This is a genomic window from Variovorax sp. TLI9-5A (assembly GCF_056867935.1).
Map to the genome: position 1 here is coordinate 6,419,041 of NZ_CP200310.1, position 15,915 is coordinate 6,434,955.

General features: G+C 69.4%; 16 protein-coding genes and 2 riboswitches. Of the genes, 11 read left to right on the top strand and 5 right to left on the bottom strand.

The window, feature by feature from the left end; genetic code table 11:
- Nucleotides 1-121 precede the first annotated feature (121 nt).
- A riboswitch (glycine riboswitch) is annotated at nucleotides 122-211 on the top strand.
- 33 nt (nucleotides 212-244) lie between these two features.
- Nucleotides 245-352: riboswitch (glycine riboswitch) on the top strand.
- Between the two features lie 94 nt (nucleotides 353-446).
- Entirely contained in the window at nucleotides 447-1,754 is a 1,308-nt protein-coding gene (locus AC1VNX_RS30530) for a D-amino acid dehydrogenase (protein WP_483161282.1), read from the top strand.
- Nucleotides 1,755-1,772: 18 nt separating this feature from the next.
- On the opposite strand, the gene AC1VNX_RS30535 is transcribed toward AC1VNX_RS30530, so the two are convergent.
- The 4 genes from AC1VNX_RS30535 to AC1VNX_RS30550 form a co-directional block, all read right to left on the bottom strand.
- Complete coding sequence (locus AC1VNX_RS30535) at nucleotides 1,773-3,179, bottom strand: RtcB family protein (protein ID WP_483161283.1); 1,407 nt, start codon at nucleotides 3,177-3,179, stop codon at nucleotides 1,773-1,775.
- A 209-nt stretch (nucleotides 3,180-3,388) separates the two neighbouring features.
- On the bottom strand, nucleotides 3,389-4,669 hold the full coding sequence (locus AC1VNX_RS30540; protein WP_483161284.1) for an FIST signal transduction protein: 1,281 nt from the start codon (nucleotides 4,667-4,669) through the stop codon (nucleotides 3,389-3,391).
- Nucleotides 4,670-4,719: 50 nt separating this feature from the next.
- Nucleotides 4,720-5,469 carry a PhaM family polyhydroxyalkanoate granule multifunctional regulatory protein gene (locus tag AC1VNX_RS30545; protein WP_483161285.1) on the bottom strand — a complete coding sequence of 250 codons (750 nt, stop codon included), beginning with the start codon at nucleotides 5,467-5,469 and terminating at the stop codon, nucleotides 4,720-4,722.
- Nucleotides 5,470-5,548: 79 nt separating this feature from the next.
- The gene (locus tag AC1VNX_RS30550) at nucleotides 5,549-6,994 is read right to left on the bottom strand and encodes an aminotransferase-like domain-containing protein (protein ID WP_483161286.1); all 1,446 of its coding nucleotides are present in this window, start codon (nucleotides 6,992-6,994) and stop codon (nucleotides 5,549-5,551) included.
- A 122-nt stretch (nucleotides 6,995-7,116) separates the two neighbouring features.
- On the opposite strand from AC1VNX_RS30550, the gene AC1VNX_RS30555 reads away from it, so the two are divergent.
- The 10 genes from AC1VNX_RS30555 (at nucleotide 7,117) to AC1VNX_RS30600 (ending at nucleotide 14,959) form a co-directional block, all read left to right on the top strand.
- The gene (locus AC1VNX_RS30555; RefSeq protein ID WP_483161287.1) at nucleotides 7,117-7,716 is read left to right on the top strand and encodes a LysE family translocator; all 600 of its coding nucleotides are present in this window, start codon (nucleotides 7,117-7,119) and stop codon (nucleotides 7,714-7,716) included.
- Entirely contained in the window at nucleotides 7,713-8,669 is a 957-nt protein-coding gene (locus tag AC1VNX_RS30560) for a DMT family transporter (RefSeq protein ID WP_483161288.1), read from the top strand. The genes AC1VNX_RS30555 and AC1VNX_RS30560 overlap by 4 nt, the downstream gene beginning before the upstream one ends.
- Before the next feature lie 2 nt (nucleotides 8,670-8,671).
- Complete coding sequence (locus AC1VNX_RS30565; protein ID WP_483161289.1) at nucleotides 8,672-9,079, top strand: VOC family protein; 408 nt, start codon at nucleotides 8,672-8,674, stop codon at nucleotides 9,077-9,079.
- Between the two features lie 62 nt (nucleotides 9,080-9,141).
- Nucleotides 9,142-10,344, top strand: a complete 1,203-nt coding sequence (locus tag AC1VNX_RS30570) for an aminotransferase-like domain-containing protein (RefSeq protein WP_483161290.1) — start codon at nucleotides 9,142-9,144, stop codon at nucleotides 10,342-10,344.
- 22 nt (nucleotides 10,345-10,366) lie between these two features.
- Entirely contained in the window at nucleotides 10,367-11,005 is a 639-nt protein-coding gene (locus AC1VNX_RS30575; RefSeq protein ID WP_483161291.1) for a LysE family translocator, read from the top strand.
- Nucleotides 11,006-11,049: 44 nt separating this feature from the next.
- A complete protein-coding gene (locus tag AC1VNX_RS30580; protein ID WP_483161292.1) occupies nucleotides 11,050-11,691 on the top strand; it encodes a glutathione S-transferase family protein in 642 nt (213 codons plus the stop codon).
- Between the two features lie 5 nt (nucleotides 11,692-11,696).
- Nucleotides 11,697-12,620 carry a PhzF family phenazine biosynthesis protein gene (locus tag AC1VNX_RS30585; protein ID WP_483161293.1) on the top strand — a complete coding sequence of 308 codons (924 nt, stop codon included), beginning with the start codon at nucleotides 11,697-11,699 and terminating at the stop codon, nucleotides 12,618-12,620.
- 27 nt (nucleotides 12,621-12,647) lie between these two features.
- Nucleotides 12,648-13,340 (top strand): VOC family protein, encoded by a 693-nt coding sequence (locus tag AC1VNX_RS30590; RefSeq protein WP_483161294.1) that lies wholly within the window; start codon nucleotides 12,648-12,650, stop codon nucleotides 13,338-13,340.
- Between the two features lies 1 nt (nucleotide 13,341).
- Nucleotides 13,342-13,974 (top strand): LysE family translocator, encoded by a 633-nt coding sequence (locus tag AC1VNX_RS30595; protein ID WP_301509368.1) that lies wholly within the window; start codon nucleotides 13,342-13,344, stop codon nucleotides 13,972-13,974.
- Nucleotides 13,975-13,993: 19 nt separating this feature from the next.
- On the top strand, nucleotides 13,994-14,959 hold the full coding sequence (locus AC1VNX_RS30600; RefSeq protein WP_483161295.1) for a threonine dehydratase: 966 nt from the start codon (nucleotides 13,994-13,996) through the stop codon (nucleotides 14,957-14,959).
- 7 nt (nucleotides 14,960-14,966) lie between these two features.
- On the opposite strand, the gene AC1VNX_RS30605 is transcribed toward AC1VNX_RS30600, so the two are convergent.
- A complete protein-coding gene (locus AC1VNX_RS30605; protein ID WP_483161296.1) occupies nucleotides 14,967-15,803 on the bottom strand; it encodes a creatininase family protein in 837 nt (278 codons plus the stop codon).
- Between the last annotated feature and the right edge of the window lie 112 nt (nucleotides 15,804-15,915).

Here is a 15,915-nt window from a genome sequence, read left to right on the forward strand (position 1 = left end):
CCTGAATGTTAGAAAGTCATCGCCTTCCGGCAATGAACCTTAACCAGTGATTATCCCATTGGGCCAACGAGCAAAGACACAGGACGTTACCGCTAACCCGCCAGCGTGTTTACAATGAGTCTCGATACTGCAGGAGAGCGGGCCACTCTCGGTGGCCCTACCGAAGGCGCAAACTCCCATAAACGCTCAGGTCGGCCCGACGAAGTCTTGGTATTTCGGCAAGGGGTCAGTACTGCATCAGATCAGAACGCCGTCTGGAGAGTCGTCACCAAGCGTGGCGCGCCGAAGGAGCAAATTCGTTGCAAAGGCGCAACGAATGAATCTCTCAGGTACCGAGGACAGGGGGAGCGGCAACTTGGACAGCGGTCGTCCGGCTGCCTACTATTAATCCAATAGTATTCACCCTCGCCCGCCGTTCAAGCGCTGCAACCTCAAAGGTACTTGAAATGCGCGTGATCGTTCTCGGCGCCGGCCTGCTCGGCGTGACTTCGGCTTACTACCTCCAGCAACTCGGCCACGAAGTGACCGTGATCGACCGGCAGGCCACCCCGGCCGCCGAAACCAGCTTCGCCAACGGCGGGCAGATCTCCGTCAGCCACGCAGAACCCTGGGCCAACCCCAGCGCGCCGCTTAAGGTGCTGCAATGGCTGGGCAAGGAAGACGCCCCGCTGCTCTTCCGCATGCGCGCCGACATGCGCCAGTGGCTCTGGGGCCTGCAGTTCCTGCGCGAATGCACGCCGGCGCGTACGCGTCATAACATCGAACAGATCGTTCGTCTGGGCACATACAGCCGCTCGATGTTGCAACAGTTGCGCCGCGACACCGGCCTCAGCTACGACCAGCGCACCCAGGGCATCCTGCACTTCTATACGACGCAAAAAGAGTTCGACGGCGCCCTCGCCCCCGCCGAGCAGATGCGCGCCCTAGGCTGCGAGCGCCAGGTCATCTCGGCCGACGAGGCCGTGAAGATCGAGCCCGCCCTCGCCCACATCCGCCCGAAGCTGGCCGGTGCCACCTACACGGCCGAGGACGAATCCGGCGACGCCAACCGATTCGCGCGCGAACTCGTGGGCTTGGCCGCCGCCGCGGGCGTGAAGTTCCTGATGAGCCATACCGTGACTGCGCTGCGCGAGGCCGGCGGCAGCATCGACCACGTCGAGGCCACCGACAGCGAAGGCCGCTTCCAGCGCATCCGCGGCGACGCCTTCGTGCTGGCCATGGGTTCGCTGAGCCCGCTGTACGCCGCGCCGCTAGGTATCCGCCTGCCGATCTACCCGGCCAAGGGCTACTCGGTGACGCTGCCCGTCAAGGACGCCTCGAAGGCGCACCAGGTCTCGCTGACCGACGACGAGTTCAAGCTCGTGTTCTCGCGCTACACCTCGGCCTCGGGCGACCGCCTGCGCATCGCCGGCACGGCCGAACTCAACGGCTACGACCGTGACCTGAACCGCGTGCGCTGCGAGGCCATCGTGCGCCGCGTCGAGGAGCTCTTCCCGGGCGCCGGCGACACCACGCAAGCCCAGTTCTGGACCGGCCTGCGCCCCGCCACGCCGAGCAACGTGCCGCTGATCGGCAAGACCAAGCTGCCGAATCTGTTCCTCAACACCGGCCACGGCACCCTGGGCTGGACGCACGCCTGCGGCTCGGGCAAGTCGATCGCGCGGATCGTGAGCGGGCTGGCGCCGGAGGTGGATTTCGCGTTCACGGGGATGCCGGCGCCCAAGCCCAGCATCCCGCAGCCTGCACTGGGCTGACGAACCGGCAAACCCCGATCATGCCTTGAACGTGATCCAGGGCCTGAGCCGCACCGCGCAGCGGATCAGCCCCGCACGTTCCTGTGCGTCAATCACCGCGCCGATCGGCTTGTAGGCCTGCGGCGCCTCCTCGATCCGGCGCTCCTCGCGCAAGGTCACGCATTGCCAGCTGGCCTTGTTGTCGGCGGGCGCGGGCCGCATCGCGCGAACCTCCTGCCGGCGCATCCGCCGGCCTGCGCCGTGGCTGCACGACCAGAGCCAGTCTTCATGCCCCAGCCCGGACGCCAGATACGAGTAGTCGCCCATCGAGCCGGGAATCAACGCCAGATCGCCCGCGTTCGCCGGTGTCGCTCCCTTGCGGTGGATGTTCATGCCATGCTCGCGCAGCACCACGTTGTGCGGCACGTCCACCACCAGCCTCGACGACGTGGCGCCGAGCAGTTCCGCGAAGTCCTTGCGCACCAGTTCGGCCAGCACGACCCGGTTGACCCACGCATAGCGGGCCGCGACGCCCATGGCCTCCAGATATTCGTCGGCCAGCGGTCCCGCCAAGCCATACAGGCCGCTCTTCGGATGACGCAGGCCCTTGGGCCATTCGTTGCGGGCACGGTCCATCCAGCGGCCGCCCACATGGAACCCGATGTCGCGCGAGCCGCTGTGGATCATCACGACTACGTCGCCCGCCTTGAGGCCCGCGCGATAGGCCTCATGCCGGTCCAGGACATGGTCGACCACCTGCAGCTCCACGAAATGATTGCCGCTGCCCGGCGTGCCGAGACAGGGATCACGGAAAACCTCGTGGCGGACCCCGGTGTAGGCCTCGGGCGCGTGCCGAGCGCTGCCGCCGAAGGTAGCAAGGCCGATGCAGGCATCGAGCTCGTCCTGCATCCGTTCGCGGTCGCACGAAGACCACAGCCCTCCGTCCCGCACTGCCTCGAGAAAGGCCGACGGCCCCACGTCGAACAGCGCCTTGAACGCCGCCGTGTGCACCGGCACATCGCGCCCGTTGTCGAGCAGGCTGCGCGTGAGCCGCGCGACCAGCCGCGTCTTGTGCGGCGCCATCTGGTCGAGCGTGAGCCCGGTGGTCAGCAGCCGCATGCCGCAGTTGATGTCGGTGCCCACGGCTGCGGGAATGACGAAGTCCGCATCGGTCGCGACAACGCTGCCGACCGGAGCAACGGAGCCCGGATGAAAGTCGGGCGTCGCACAGGCCTTGCACACGCCCTTCTCGCCATCGGGCGAACGCACGCTGGCGAATGCCAGCAATTGATTCACCGCTTTTTCTTCCAGCGGAAGGCTGGGCGGCAGGAGTACCGTCGCCTCGGAGGCTTCGTGGTGCAGGTGATAGACGCCGTCGCGGTAGTCGACGGCAATGCCAGCGCGCGAGAAGGCACGCTGGAGTCTCGAGAAACGAGGATCGCTCATGGCTGCTGTTCCATTTCGGAAACCAGGTCGGTTTCCTGCCTCGTCGCACTTTGCGTGGCGAGGCGAAAAAGATCGACCGCGCTCGCAAACGATGCAATGCGCGGTTGGCTCTTTCTTGCAGCAGCAGAGATTCAAGAAAGCGGGCGGATTCTAGCGACGCATCCTTCCGCCGGAAACTCGCCCGTCGCTTTTTCGCGTCGGGCGCCGAGTCAGTCGGGTGCGGTAAACACCGTCAAAACCCCGGTATAGCCGTACAGGTGATGGCGAGCGATCTCCCCCGCGGCGAAAAAACCCACCAGCGGCACATCGCCCAACGCATGCCGCACGATCTGCAGCTCAGCCCCAGGCGCGCCGAAATGCGGACCGCCGCGACCGGAGCAGCTCACGTACACGGCCCCCGCGATGCGCCGAGCCGGGTGCGGCGCCGCCTCGGCCTCGCCGGCAGCCACCGCGCGCGCGGTGGCCAGCGTCTGCTCCTCGGGCTCCAGCTCCTCGCGAATTTCCGCGCAGATGCGCATCAGGTCGGCGCGCGCGGCCTGGGCGTTGCGGCGGCAGAAGGTCAGGCGCATGCCGGCTTCCGCTGTGTCGGCGATGGCGATGCCGCGGCGCGTGGGGTCGAGCCCGATGATGTGGCGCACGAGCACGTCGGCGCCCAGGTCGCCGGTGCGGCGGATGCCGTCGCTGCCGGCGTCGGCCAGGCCGACCAGCGTGTTGCGCACCGCGTCGATGGCTTCCTGCGGGCGTTCGAGCGACACCTGCAGGTCGGCCAGCAGAACGTCGAGCGCCGGCTCGCCGTCGAGCTTCAGCAGCAGGTTGCCGTCGGCCTCGGTGATCTCGCGTTCGCGGACCGCGCCCGAGCGCAGCGGCTGGCAGCCCTGGGTGACGCGCGACACCAGCCGCACGCCCTCGCCGAACACCACGCCCGAGAGCCCGCCCGAGAACACGCCGCCTGCGGCGCCGTGCCCGCGGATGTTGCCGTTGCCGCCGATGGCGAACTGCAGCGCGCCGCCGCGCCCGGAAGACAGGCCGCCGAACAGGTAGCCGGTGTCGGTGCGCCCGGCCATCTCGCCGATCAGCTCGGCGAGGTCGGGCGTGGCCGGGTCTGCGTGCACCAGCGCCGTGTGCGCCTCGAAACCGCTCATTTCCGAATTGCCCAGCGGCGCGACGCCGGAGAACACGCGGTACTGGTCGCTCGGCAGGGCGCAGAGCATCAGCGTCATGCCGGGCTCGTCGAAGTACTCGGCGTTGTTGGCCGAGACGCCGATGCCGACCGTGCCCGACCAATCGGTCACTTCGGGCAACTCGGCGCTCAGGTGGTCGAGGATGTCCTGCGCGTCGCTCGCGTAGTGATCGGTGATGTAGAGCAGCCCCAGCGTCGGCGCGGAGGCGTAGTCGGGCAGCGCCATCTGCGCCCGCAGCTGGGCGAGCACGAGGCCCGCCGCCATTCGCCATTGCGGATGGGTGGCATGTCCGGAGGGAAACAACTTCATGATGCGTGCCAACCCGTTCTGTTCAACAAATGGATGTGTGTCGTAAGACGTCAGCGCCGGCCGGAGGTTCGCTTCCGGGCGGCGGTGGACGTCTTTTTCTTCGCGGCCGGGGCCGTCGTCTTCTTTGCAGTTGCGGCTGTCTTGCGAGACGCCGCCGGCTTGCCGATGACCGAGCCGACCGCGTCTGCCAGCGGCTGGGCCATGGCCGGCACCTTCAGCTGGGCCGCGTCCTGCAGCGCCGTGCTGGCAATCTGCTGGAACTGTTCGGTGAGCGAGCCCCACCACTGCATCGGGTCGACCACGCCCGCGCCATCGGCCGCCGCGGCTTTCGCTTTGGAGGCGGCCGGCTTGCGGCTTGGTTTCTTCGGCGCCGGAGCTTCTTCAACTTCCTCCTCGAGCGCCTCTTCGTCCTCGATTTCCTCGGGTTCGGGCTCCGGCGCGGCCTGGACAGGCGCGGGAGCCGCCGCCGCGGTCGCCTGCCGGGTGAACGCGCTGGCGATGTCTTCCATGCGCACGTTCATGCCGCGCAGCGTCGACAGCGTCATCTTCTGCACTTCCAGCGCCTGGATGGTGGCCTTGAGGGCATGGCCGTTCTGTTCGAGCCAGTACTGCACCGTCTTGAGTTCCTGGATGCGCTTGTCGACCTCCTCCACGCTCAGCGTGGGCGCCACCCAGCTCGCGAGACTCGGGATGCCCGGCACCGAACCGGCGCCCGACGCCGCGCCGCCGGCGAGGTTCTTCAGGAAGTCGAATCCGGGAACGAACTGGCTGAAGTCGAAGGGCTTGCTGGCGTTGCTCATGCGGGAGGTCTCCTGGGTGCTGGGTATGGGTTTTCTTGTGTTGCCAGCTTACTCCAAGCCTCCGGGCTTTTAGCGTCCGTCAGAGCTCGCTTCTAACCTTGCCGAAGACTTTCCAGAAGGCCGCGTCCTGCGAGGTCGCGAAGTTGATCCGCATCATGGTGCTCGGCGGCCGGCGCGCGTGGAAGAGCGAGCCCGGCGCCAGCAGGTAGCCCTGGTCGAGCATGCGCTGGGTGAGCGCGTCGGTGTCCACGCCGGTGTCGACCCAGCCGAACAGCCCCGCCGGTTCCGAGGCGAAGGTACAGCCGTGCGCCATGGCCAGCTTCACTGCCCGGCCCCGGGCGCCGTCGAGCCGGATGCGCACGCGCTCCGAGTGCCGGCGCAGCTGCCCCTGGTCGATGCACCACGACAAGGCCCGCTCGAACAGCGTGGGCGAGGTGAGCGTGGCCAGCAGCTTGGTTTCGAGCAGCCGCTCCTTCAGGTCGGGCGGCGCGGCCAGGAAGCCGATGCGCCAGTTGGGCGCCAGGATCTTCGCGAAGCCGCTGACGTAGATGGTGCGCTGCAGCCCGTCGAGCGCGCTCAGCCGGGTGGCGTGCTCGGGCGCGAGGTGGCTGTAGGTGTCGTCCTCGACGATGTGGAAGCCGTGCTCGTTGGCCAGCTTGAGCACGCGGTGCGCGCTGCCCGGCGTGAGGCTGTAGCCGGTGGGGTTGTGCAGCACGCTCACGCTGACGAAGAGCTTGGGGCTGTGCAGCTTGCAGTACTGCGCCATCACTTCCAGGTCGGGCCCGTCGGCGCGGCGCGGCACCGGCAGGATGCGCATGCCCAGCGCCTCCAGCCGCGCGAATTCCAGCGCCCAGCCCGGCTCCTCGACCATCACCGGATCGCCCGCGCGCAGCAGGGTGCGGCTCACGATATCCAGCGCGTGGGTGGCGCCGACGGTGGTCACGATCTGCTCCGGCGAGGCCGGCACGTTGATGCCCACCAGCTTCTGCGAGAGGCTGCGCCGCAGGCTCATGTCGCCGGCGGGCTCGCCGTACTGCAGCGACAGCTCCTGCAGCGCGGCTGTATTGGTCATGCGCCGCACGGCCGTGGGCATGAAGGTGGAGGCCATCCAGTCGGGCGGGAACACGCCCATGCCCGGCTGCGGCTTGTCGCTCGGGCGGTGGAACATGCTGCGGATCAGCGAGCTGGCATCGGCCGGCACGCGCGAGGCCATCATCTGCACCGCGATCGCCGCGGGCACGCCCATCGCGCCGTTGGCGTCCGCGCCGTTCGTCGAACGGCCGTCCTGTGCCGGGGCGGAGTCGCGCACATAGAAGCCGCGCTGGCGCCGGGCCTCGACCAGCCCCTGTGCCAGCAGCTGGTCATAGGCCGCGACCACGGTGTACGGGCTCACGCCCTGCTGCCGCGCGCATTCGCGCACCGAGGGCAGCCGCGCGCCGGGCGGCAGCAGCCGGGTGCGAATGCGCTCGGCCAGGCGGTCGGCGAGCTGCCCCGTCAGCGACTGTGTGGAGGTGCGTGTGAGCATGCGTCGTCCGGGCTGTGCCGGATTCCCTGGCTTCTGTGTCGAAGGGGTGACCAATACAGATTGCCTGATTGTTCGATCATCTGTACTGGAACTGTAATGGTCGCAAGTTTAGAGTGTGTGTCATGAACTGGCAAGAATTCACCGCGCTGCTGGTGCTGGCCACGGCGATGAGCTTCTCGCCCGGCCCCAACACCACGCTTTCCACCGCCCTGGCGGCCAACGGCGGCCTGCCGCGCGCCATGCGCTTCGTGGTCGCGGTGCCCGTGGGCTGGACCCTGCTGCTGGCGCTGTGCGCCGCGGGCATCGGCGCGCTGGTGGTGGCAATGCCCTCGCTGAGGCTGGCCATCAAGGCGCTGGGCATCGGCTACCTGCTGTGGCTGGCATGGAAGCTCAGCGGCAGCGCCACGCTCGGCAAGGCCGACGGCAAGAGCCTCTCGGTGGGCTTCGGCCAGGGCGTGATGCTGCAGTTCGTGAACATCAAGGCCTGGCTGCTGGCGCTCACGCTGGTGGCCGGCTGGATCGCCGGGCAGCCCGACGCGCTGCACCGCTTCGCCATCGTGGCGCCCGTGATGCTGGCCTACGCCTTCGCCAGCAACTTCGCCTATGCGCTGGTCGGTGCGTTGCTGCGCGAATGGCTGGCCAAGGGCTCGCGGCTGCTGTGGTTCAACCGCGCAATGGGACTCGTGCTCGTGCTCACCGCCTGGTGGATGGTGGGCGTATGAGGAGCATCAAGGACGAAACGCTCGGCATGTGGCTGGGCGTGCTGGGCGTGGCGATGTTCGCCATCACGCTGCCGATGACGCGCCTGGCCACCGGATCGCAGGATGCGCCGCAGTTGTCGCCGTGGTTCGTCACCGTCGGGCGCGCGGCGCTGGCGGGCGTGCTGTCGGCCGTCTTCCTGCTGGTGACGCGCTCGCCGCGCCCGGCCGCGCACCAATGGAAGCCGCTGGGCATGGCGGTGCTGGGCAACGCCATCGGTTTCCCGCTGCTGCTGGCCTTCGCGCTGCGCGTGGTCACGGCCAGCCATGCGGCGGTGGTGACGGCCCTGCTGCCGCTGGTCACGGCCGCCGTCGCGGCCTGGGTGCTGCACCAGCGCGCGCGGCTGGGCTTCTGGCTCTGCGCCATCGCGGGCAGCCTGCTGGTGGTGGTGTTCTCGGTGCTGCGCGCCAGCCAGAGCGGACACGGCTTCGGCTTCGAATGGGCCGACCTGCTGCTTGTGGGCGCGGTCGTCGCCGCCTCGCTGGGCTACATCTACGGCGCGCAGGTCACGCCCTCGCTGGGCGCCGAGCGCGTGATCTGCTGGGTGTGCGTGATGGCGCTGCCCGTCACCCTGCCGGCCACGCTGATGCTGTGGCCCACGCAGCCGATCGCCACCGCCTCCTGGCTGGGCTTCGTCTACGTCGGCATGTTCTCGATGTGGATCGGCTTCTTCGCCTGGTATCGCGGCCTGGCCCTGGGCGGCGCTCTGCGGGTGAGCCAGACGCAGCTGCTGCAGCCCTTCCTGTCGATCCTCGCGTCGATCCCGATCCTGGGCGAGCCGCTGGACGTGGTCACGCTGGCCTTCGCGGCCGCAGTGGTGGCCACGGTGCTCATCGGCAAGCGGCTGTCGCAACCGGCGGCCGCGCCCGCAGCCGCCCCGCTGCCCGCCGGCGCCGTCGGTCGCGCAAGGAGCTGACGATGTTCAGCCACGTCACCGTCGGCTGCACGGACCTGCCGCGCGCCGCCGCCTTCTACGACGCGCTGCTCGCCCCGCTCGGGCTGAAGCGCCGCCCCGTCACGCCCGACGGCGGCCCCGAAGCGGCCTGCTGGGTCGTGCCCGGCCAGGCGCTGCCGCGCTTCTATGTGTACATCCCGCTGGACGGCGAACCCGCCAGCGTCGGCAACGGCAGCATGGTCGCGTTCCGCGCGGCCTCGGCCGAAGCCGTGAATGCCGCCCACGAGGCGGCCCTGCGCCACGGCGGCCGCGACGAAGGCGCGCCGGGCCCCCGCCCACGCTATGGCCATGGCTATTACGGCGCCTACCTGCGCGACCCGGACGGCAACAAAATCCATGTCGTATACCGTGGCGACATGCAGCCGGACTGAGCCACCGCCCCCCGCTTTACCCTTCAACCGAATCTCACCTCACCGCCTGAAAGAAGAAAGCCATGAACTGGAAACTCGCCGCCCGCGCCGCCAAGATGAATCCCTCGGTGCTGCGTGAAATCCTCAAGGTCACCGAGCGCCCCGGCATCATCAGCCTGGCCGGCGGCCTGCCCTCGCCCAAGACCTTCCCGATCCAGGCCTTCGGCGACGCCTGCGCCGAGGTGCTGCACAACGACGGCCAGGCCGCACTGCAGTACGCGGCCAGCGAAGGCTATGCGCCGCTGCGCCAGGCGGTGGCCGACATGCTGCCGTGGGACGTCGATGCCTCGCAGGTGCTAATCACCACCGGCTCGCAGCAGGGCCTGGACCTCGTGGCCAAGGTGCTGATCGATCCGGGCAGCAAGGTGCTGGTGGAGACGCCCACCTACCTCGGCGCGCTGCAGGCCTTCGGCCCGATGGAGCCGCACCCGGTGGGCGTGGCCAGCGACGACGAGGGCGTGATCGTCGACGATCTCGTGCAGAAGGCGAAAGACGCGCGCTTCATCTACCTGCTGCCCAACTTCCAGAACCCCACCGGCCGCACCATGACGGAAGAGCGCCGCGCCGCCGTGTCGGCCGCCGCTGCCGCCGCCGGCCTGCCCATCGTGGAAGACAACCCCTACGGCGAACTCTGGTTCGACGAAGCCCCGCCGCTGCCGCTGGCCGCGCGCAACCCCGAGGGCGTGATCTACCTGGGCTCGTTCTCGAAGGTGCTGGCGCCCGGCCTGCGCCTGGGCTTCCTGGTGGCGCCCAAGTCCATCTACCCGAAGCTGCTGCAGGCCAAGCAGGCGGTCGACCTGCACACGCCGATCTTCACGCAGCGCATGGTCTCGGCCGTGATGAAGGACAAGTTCCTCGACACCCACGTGCCCACCATCCGCGCCCTCTACAAGCGCCAGCGCGACGCGATGATCGCCGCGCTCAAGCGCGAGATGGCCGGCCTGGACGTGAAGTTCAACGCGCCCAAGGGCGGCATGTTCCTGTGGGCGCGCCTGCCCGAGGGCGTGGACACCGTGAAGCTGCTGCCCAAGGCGGTGGAGCGCAACGTGGCCTTCGTGCCCGGTGCGCCCTTCTACGCCGGCGAAGGCGATCCGCGCACGCTGCGCCTGTCGTTCGTGACGGCCAGCGTGGAAGAGATCGACACCGCCATCGCCGCGCTGGCGCAGACGCTGCGCGAAGAGCTGGTGCTGCTCGGCGACAAGAAGCTGGCCGCCGCACAGGTCTGAAAGCACAAACCAGGAGCCTCCCTTGATCGGCCTTGCAACGCTGTCGCTCTTCCTGCTCGCGGTTCTGGCGCTGTTCCTGTCGCCCGGCCCGAACATGGCTTTCGTGCTCTCGCACGGGGTGGCCCATGGCCCGCGCGGCGGTTTTGCGGCGGCGATCGGAATCTCTGCGGCCGACCTGGTGCACACGCTGTTCGCGGCCACCGGCGTCACCGCGCTGGTGGCGGCGTGGCCGCCCTCGTTCGACGTGCTGCGCTATGCGGGCGCGCTGTACCTGGTGTGGCTCGCGGTGCAGGCGCTGCGCAGCGGCGGCGGCTTTCGAATGGGCGCGCAGGCCAGGCCCGCGGGCTTCGGCCGCATCGTGCGCATGGCGCTGCTGAACAACCTCGTCAACCCGAAGGCGCTGCTGTTCTTCATGGTGTTCCTGCCGCAGTTCGTCGACCCGGCGCGCGGCAGCGTGCCGCTGCAGCTCGTGCAGCTCGGCGTGGTGCTGTCGATGGCCGCGCTGGCATTCAACACGCTGCTGGGCGCGTGCAGCGGCCAGGTCGGGCGCTGGCTGAACAGCCGGCCCGGCGCGGCAAGGTTCCAGAGCGGCCTGCTGGCGGCCGTGATGCTGGGGCTGGCGGTGCGCCTGCTCTTCCTCGACCGCCCGGCGCCGCGCTGAGGCAGGCCGGGGCCAAGAAACGACAAACAAGAAAGAAACCGACCATGCTCAACATCTGGGGCCGCATCAGCTCGATCAACGTCCGCAAGGTCGTGTGGTGCGCGCAGGAGCTCGGGCTCGATTTCCAGCGCACCGAGGCCGGCGGCAAGTTCGGCGTGGTGCAGACGCCCGAATACCTCGCGCTCAATCCGAACGCGATGGTGCCCACCATCGACGACGGCGAGGGCGCCGAGCGCGTCACGCTGTGGGAATCGAACGTGATCGTGCGCTACCTCTGCGCGAAGCATTCGCACGGCAGCCTCTATCCGGCCGAGCTGTCTGCGCGCTTCGACGCCGAGCGCTGGATGGACTGGCAGCAGACCACGCTCAACCGCGCGAGCCGCGACGCCTTCATCCAGTGGGTGCGCACGCCGCCGTCGGAGCGCCAGAGCGCGCTCATCGAGGCGTCCGTCCGCGACAGCGAAGCGCTGTTCTCGATGCTCGACGCGCATCTTGCGAGCCAGCCGTACATGGCCGGCCAGCGCTTCACCATGGCCGACATCCCGGTCGGCTGCGAGGCGCACCGCTGGTTCAACCTGCCGGCTGCCGAATACCGCAGGCCGAACTGGCCGAACGTCGAACGCTGGTATTCAGAGTTGCTTTCCCGCCCGGGCACGCGCGGCGTGCTCGACCTCCCCCTCGAATGAATCCGATGAAATCCCGCCCCTTCAAGCAAGTCGACGTCTTCACAGCCACCGCCTACTACGGCAATCCGCTCGCGGTGGTGATCGACGGCCAGGACCTCGACGACGCCGCCATGCAGCGCTTTGCGCAATGGACCAACCTGTCCGAGACGACCTTCCTGCTGCCGCCCACCGATCCGGCCGCCGACTACCGCGTGCGCATCTTCACGCCCGGCGGCGAGCTGCCCTTTGCCGGCCACCCGACCATCGGCAGTTGCCATGCGTGGCTGCAGGCCGGCGGCAAGCCCAAGGCGGCGGGCATGGTGGTGCAGCAATGCGGCGCGGGCCTGGTGCCGCTGCGCCGTGACGGCAGCCGCCTGGCCTTTGCCGCGCCGCCGCTCAAGCGCAGCTCGCCCAGCCCCGCGCTGCTGGCCAAGGTGGCGGGCGCGCTGGGCCTGAAGGCGCAGCAGGTGATCGCGGCGCAGGTGCTGGACAACGGCCCGGTCTGGTTCGGCCTGCTGGTGAACGACGCCGACGCGGTGCTGGCGCTGCAGCCCGACCACCGCGCGCTGAAGGAGCTGGGCGTGAAGGCCGGCGTGGCGGGCGTGCCCGCGGCGCACGACACCTCGCTGCTCATCGGCCGCTCGAACCGCGAGGCGCGCGCCTTCGGCAACCGGCCCGCGGTTCCGAACGAGGACGGCACCCGCATCGACCTGGAAGTGCGCGCCTTCGCCGAGCCCATCGGCGTGCAGGAAGACCCGGTCACCGGCAGTCTCAACGCGAGCCTGGCCGAGTGGCTGATCGCCGACGGCCACATGCCCGAGCGCTACCTTGCGGCGCAAGGCCAGTGCCTGGGCCGCGCGGGCCGCGTCTACATCGAGCGCGACGCCGAAGGCAGGATCTGGGTCGGCGGCGACGCCGTGACCTGCGTGGACGGCAGCGTCACGCTCTGAGCGACCGAAGAAAAGGAAGCCCCCGCCATGCACGCGCAGCTCGACCACCTGGTGATCGCCGCAGCCTCGCTCGCCGAGGGCGTGGCGTGGTGCGAGGCCACGCTCGGCGTCACGCCCGCGCCCGGCGGCTCGCATCCGCTGATGGGCACGCACAACCGGCTGCTGAACGTTTCGGGCGACGCCTTTCCGGCGGCGTACGCGGAGATCATCGCGATCGAGCCGGGCAAGCATCCCTCTCGGCCCAAGACACGCCGCTGGTTCGACCTGGACGACGCGGCGCTGCAGGCCGGGCTCGAGCGCCACGGCCCGAGGCTGATCCACTTCGCGGCGCGCGTGCCCGACGCGCATGCGGCGACGCGCGCGCTCGCGCGGGAGGAGCACGCGCACATCGACCGCGGCCAGCTTCTCGAAGCCTCGCGCGACACGCCCGCCGGCCGGCTCGAATGGCAGATCACGGTGCGCGACGACGGCCAGCGGCTCTTCTACGGCACGCTGCCCACGCTGATCCAGTGGGGCGCGGTGCATCCCACCGACGCCATGCCGGCATCGGGCCTCGTGCTGCGCTCGCTGCGCGCCGTGCATCCGCGCGCGCCGGCCTTGGCGGCCGCGCTGTCGGCCATCGGCATGACGGGCATGGACATCGATGCCGGCCCGCCCAACCTCATTGCCGTGCTCGACACGCCGCGCGGCAGCGTCACCCTCGAATCCCAAGGACTCTGACATGCTGAGCCTCGCCGAAATCGCCCTCTTCGCCCTCGCCTCGCTGCTGCTGGCGCTCACGCCGGGGCCGAACATGATCTATTGCGTCTCGCGCACGCTGGTGCAGGGCCGGCGCGCCGGGCTGATCTCGCTGGGCGGTGTGCTGCTGGCGTTCCTTGTTCACCTGTTCGCGGCGGCGCTCGGCCTCACCGCGCTGCTGCTGGCGGTGCCGCTGGCCTTCGACGCGATCCGCATCGCGGGCGCGGCCTACCTGCTGTGGCTCGCATGGCAGGCGGTGAAGCCTGGCGGCAGCGCGCCCTTCGAGGCACGCGCGCTGCCGGCCGATCCGCCGGGCAAGCTGTTCCGCATGGGCTTTCTCACGAACCTGCTGAACCCGAAGGTGGCGATGTTCTATCTCTCGTTCTTCCCGCAGTTCATCCACCCCGAGCGCGGCTCGGTGCTGCTGCAGAGCATGCAGCTGGGCATTGCGCAGATGACGGCCAGCGCGGCGGTCAACACCGTGATGATCGTCTGCGCGGCTGGCATCACCGCCGTGCTGTCGCAAAGCGCCGGCTGGCTGCGCGCGCAGCGCTACATCATGGGCAGCGTGCTCGCTGCCCTGGCCGTGCGCGTGGCACTGACCGAGCGCAAATGAAGAGGAGCCAGGAGGCCCGATGAGATTCACCCGCGAAGAGATCGAAACCGCGCAGCGCACCGTGCGCGCGGCCATGCCGCCCACGCCGCAGTACGCCTGGCCGCTGCTCTCGCAGCGCCTGGGCGCCACCGTGTGGGCCAAGCACGAGAACCACACGCCGGCCGGCGCCTTCAAGATCCGCGGCGGGCTGACCTACTTCGAGACCCTGGCGCGCGAGCAGCCGGGCGTGCGCCACGCCATCAGCGCCACGCGCGGCAACCACGGCCAGTCGGTCGGCTTCGCAGCAAGGCGCCACGGGCTGGGCGCGACCATCGTGGTGCCGCACGGCAACTCGACCGAGAAGAACGCCGCGATGCGTGCGCTGGGCGTCACGCTGGTGGAGCATGGCGACGACTTCCAGGCGGCTGCCGAACACGCGGCCGCACTCGCCGAGCGCGACGGCCTGCACCGCGTCCCCTCGTTCCATCGCGAGCTGGTGCGCGGCGTGTCGACGGCGTACGTCGAATTCTTCGAGGCGCTCTCGGCCACGCCGCCCGACGTGCTGTTCGTGCCCATCGGGCTGGGCTCTGGCTTCGCCGGGGCTGCGGCGGCACGCGCGCATTGCGGCGTGTCGACGAAGCTCATCGGCGTGGTCTCGGCGCATGCCACGGCGTACCGCGATTCCTTCCGCGCCGGCAAGCCGGTCGAGTCGCCCGTCACCACGCGGCTGGCCGACGGCATGGCGTGCCGCACGCCGGTGCCCGAATCGGTGGAAGTGATATTGCGCGAGGCCGACGACGTGGTGACGGTCACCGACGACGAGATCGCACAGGCCATGCGCATCCTCTTCAGCGACACGCACAACGTGGCCGAGGGTGCCGGCGCGGCCGCGCTGGCTGCGGCGCTTCAGCAGCAGGAACGCTGGCGCGGCAAGACAGTGGGCGTGTGCCTGAGCGGCGGCAATGTCGATTCGGGCATGTTCGCCGAAGTGCTGGCGGCCGCCTGACCGGCGATCAGGGCAGCGGCCCGGTATTGGCGGTTTCCAGCGGCAGCCGCGATACCTCTTCCAGCAGCAGCGCAAGCTGGCGCGCTGCCTCGTCGACCACCGCCTGGCCATGCGCCGCCGTGGCGGCGGCGGCGTTGCCGGCGGCGCCGTGGGGGTTGTAGTCCTCGATGGCCCACCCGAGCTTGGCGCTCTTGCCGTTGCCGAGGATCGCGTAGTCGGCCGCGCGCTGCCGCGAGGTGGAGTCGAAATCCTGCGCCTCGCCCATGCGCACCAGCTGCGGCGTCAGCGCCAGCATCATCGAAGTCTCGATCTCGCCCGCGTGCACGCCGAAGCGGTGCTCGTGCGCGCTGAACTGCGCACCCGCGTCGCCCAGCGGCAGATTGAACCAGCTCACGCTGTAGACGATGAGGCCGTGCTCGGCGCGCAACTCGCGCGCCACGATGTCCATCGCGCCCACGTGGCCGCCGTGCGCGTTGAAGAGCACCAGCTTCTTCACCCCTGCGCGCGCCACGCCCGCGCCGATTTCCTTCCACATGCGGATCAGCGTTTCGGCCGACAGCGTGAGCGTGCCAGCGAAGCGCGCGTGCTCCGGGCTCAGGCCGATCTGCTGGGTGGGCAGGAACAGCACCGGCAACCAGGCCGGCAGCAGCGGTAGCGACGCAGCCACGATGCCCTCGGCCAGCACCGTGTCCACGCCCAGCGGCAGGTGCGGGCCGTGCTGCTCGGTCGCGCCCAGCGGCAGCACCGCGACGGTGGCCGCCGCGTCGAGCGCGGCGAAGTCGCGCGTGGTGAGCTGCGACCAGAAGCGGGGGAGCGATGGCAAGGGGGCCTGGGGAGCGTTCATCACTCGATCTTAGGCCGGGCCAAGGCCGGACGAGCGCAAACGATTTGGGCGACTGTCCGACAAAAGCGATAGCCGCAGGCGCCCAAAACGCGAATCTGTTCACACATAGAAC

Bases quoted from the DNA above. Each gene is read 5' to 3' on its own strand.
- AC1VNX_RS30605 (WP_483161296.1), bottom strand. From the start codon at position 15,803: ATGAACGCTCCCCAGGCCCCCTTGCCATCGCTCCCCCGCTTCTGGTCG.
- AC1VNX_RS30590 (WP_483161294.1), top strand. From the start codon at position 12,648: ATGCACGCGCAGCTCGACCACCTGGTGATCGCCGCAGCCTCGCTCGCC.
- AC1VNX_RS30595 (WP_301509368.1), top strand. From the start codon at position 13,342: ATGCTGAGCCTCGCCGAAATCGCCCTCTTCGCCCTCGCCTCGCTGCTG.
- AC1VNX_RS30530 (WP_483161282.1), top strand. From the start codon at position 447: ATGCGCGTGATCGTTCTCGGCGCCGGCCTGCTCGGCGTGACTTCGGCT.
- AC1VNX_RS30555 (WP_483161287.1), top strand. From the start codon at position 7,117: ATGAACTGGCAAGAATTCACCGCGCTGCTGGTGCTGGCCACGGCGATG.
- AC1VNX_RS30560 (WP_483161288.1), top strand. From the start codon at position 7,713: ATGAGGAGCATCAAGGACGAAACGCTCGGCATGTGGCTGGGCGTGCTG.
- AC1VNX_RS30535 (WP_483161283.1), bottom strand. From the start codon at position 3,179: ATGAGCGATCCTCGTTTCTCGAGACTCCAGCGTGCCTTCTCGCGCGCT.
- AC1VNX_RS30570 (WP_483161290.1), top strand. From the start codon at position 9,142: ATGAACTGGAAACTCGCCGCCCGCGCCGCCAAGATGAATCCCTCGGTG.
- AC1VNX_RS30565 (WP_483161289.1), top strand. From the start codon at position 8,672: ATGTTCAGCCACGTCACCGTCGGCTGCACGGACCTGCCGCGCGCCGCC.
- AC1VNX_RS30585 (WP_483161293.1), top strand. From the start codon at position 11,697: ATGAAATCCCGCCCCTTCAAGCAAGTCGACGTCTTCACAGCCACCGCC.
- AC1VNX_RS30545 (WP_483161285.1), bottom strand. From the start codon at position 5,469: ATGAGCAACGCCAGCAAGCCCTTCGACTTCAGCCAGTTCGTTCCCGGA.
- AC1VNX_RS30600 (WP_483161295.1), top strand. From the start codon at position 13,994: ATGAGATTCACCCGCGAAGAGATCGAAACCGCGCAGCGCACCGTGCGC.
- AC1VNX_RS30540 (WP_483161284.1), bottom strand. From the start codon at position 4,669: ATGAAGTTGTTTCCCTCCGGACATGCCACCCATCCGCAATGGCGAATG.
- AC1VNX_RS30550 (WP_483161286.1), bottom strand. From the start codon at position 6,994: ATGCTCACACGCACCTCCACACAGTCGCTGACGGGGCAGCTCGCCGAC.
- AC1VNX_RS30580 (WP_483161292.1), top strand. From the start codon at position 11,050: ATGCTCAACATCTGGGGCCGCATCAGCTCGATCAACGTCCGCAAGGTC.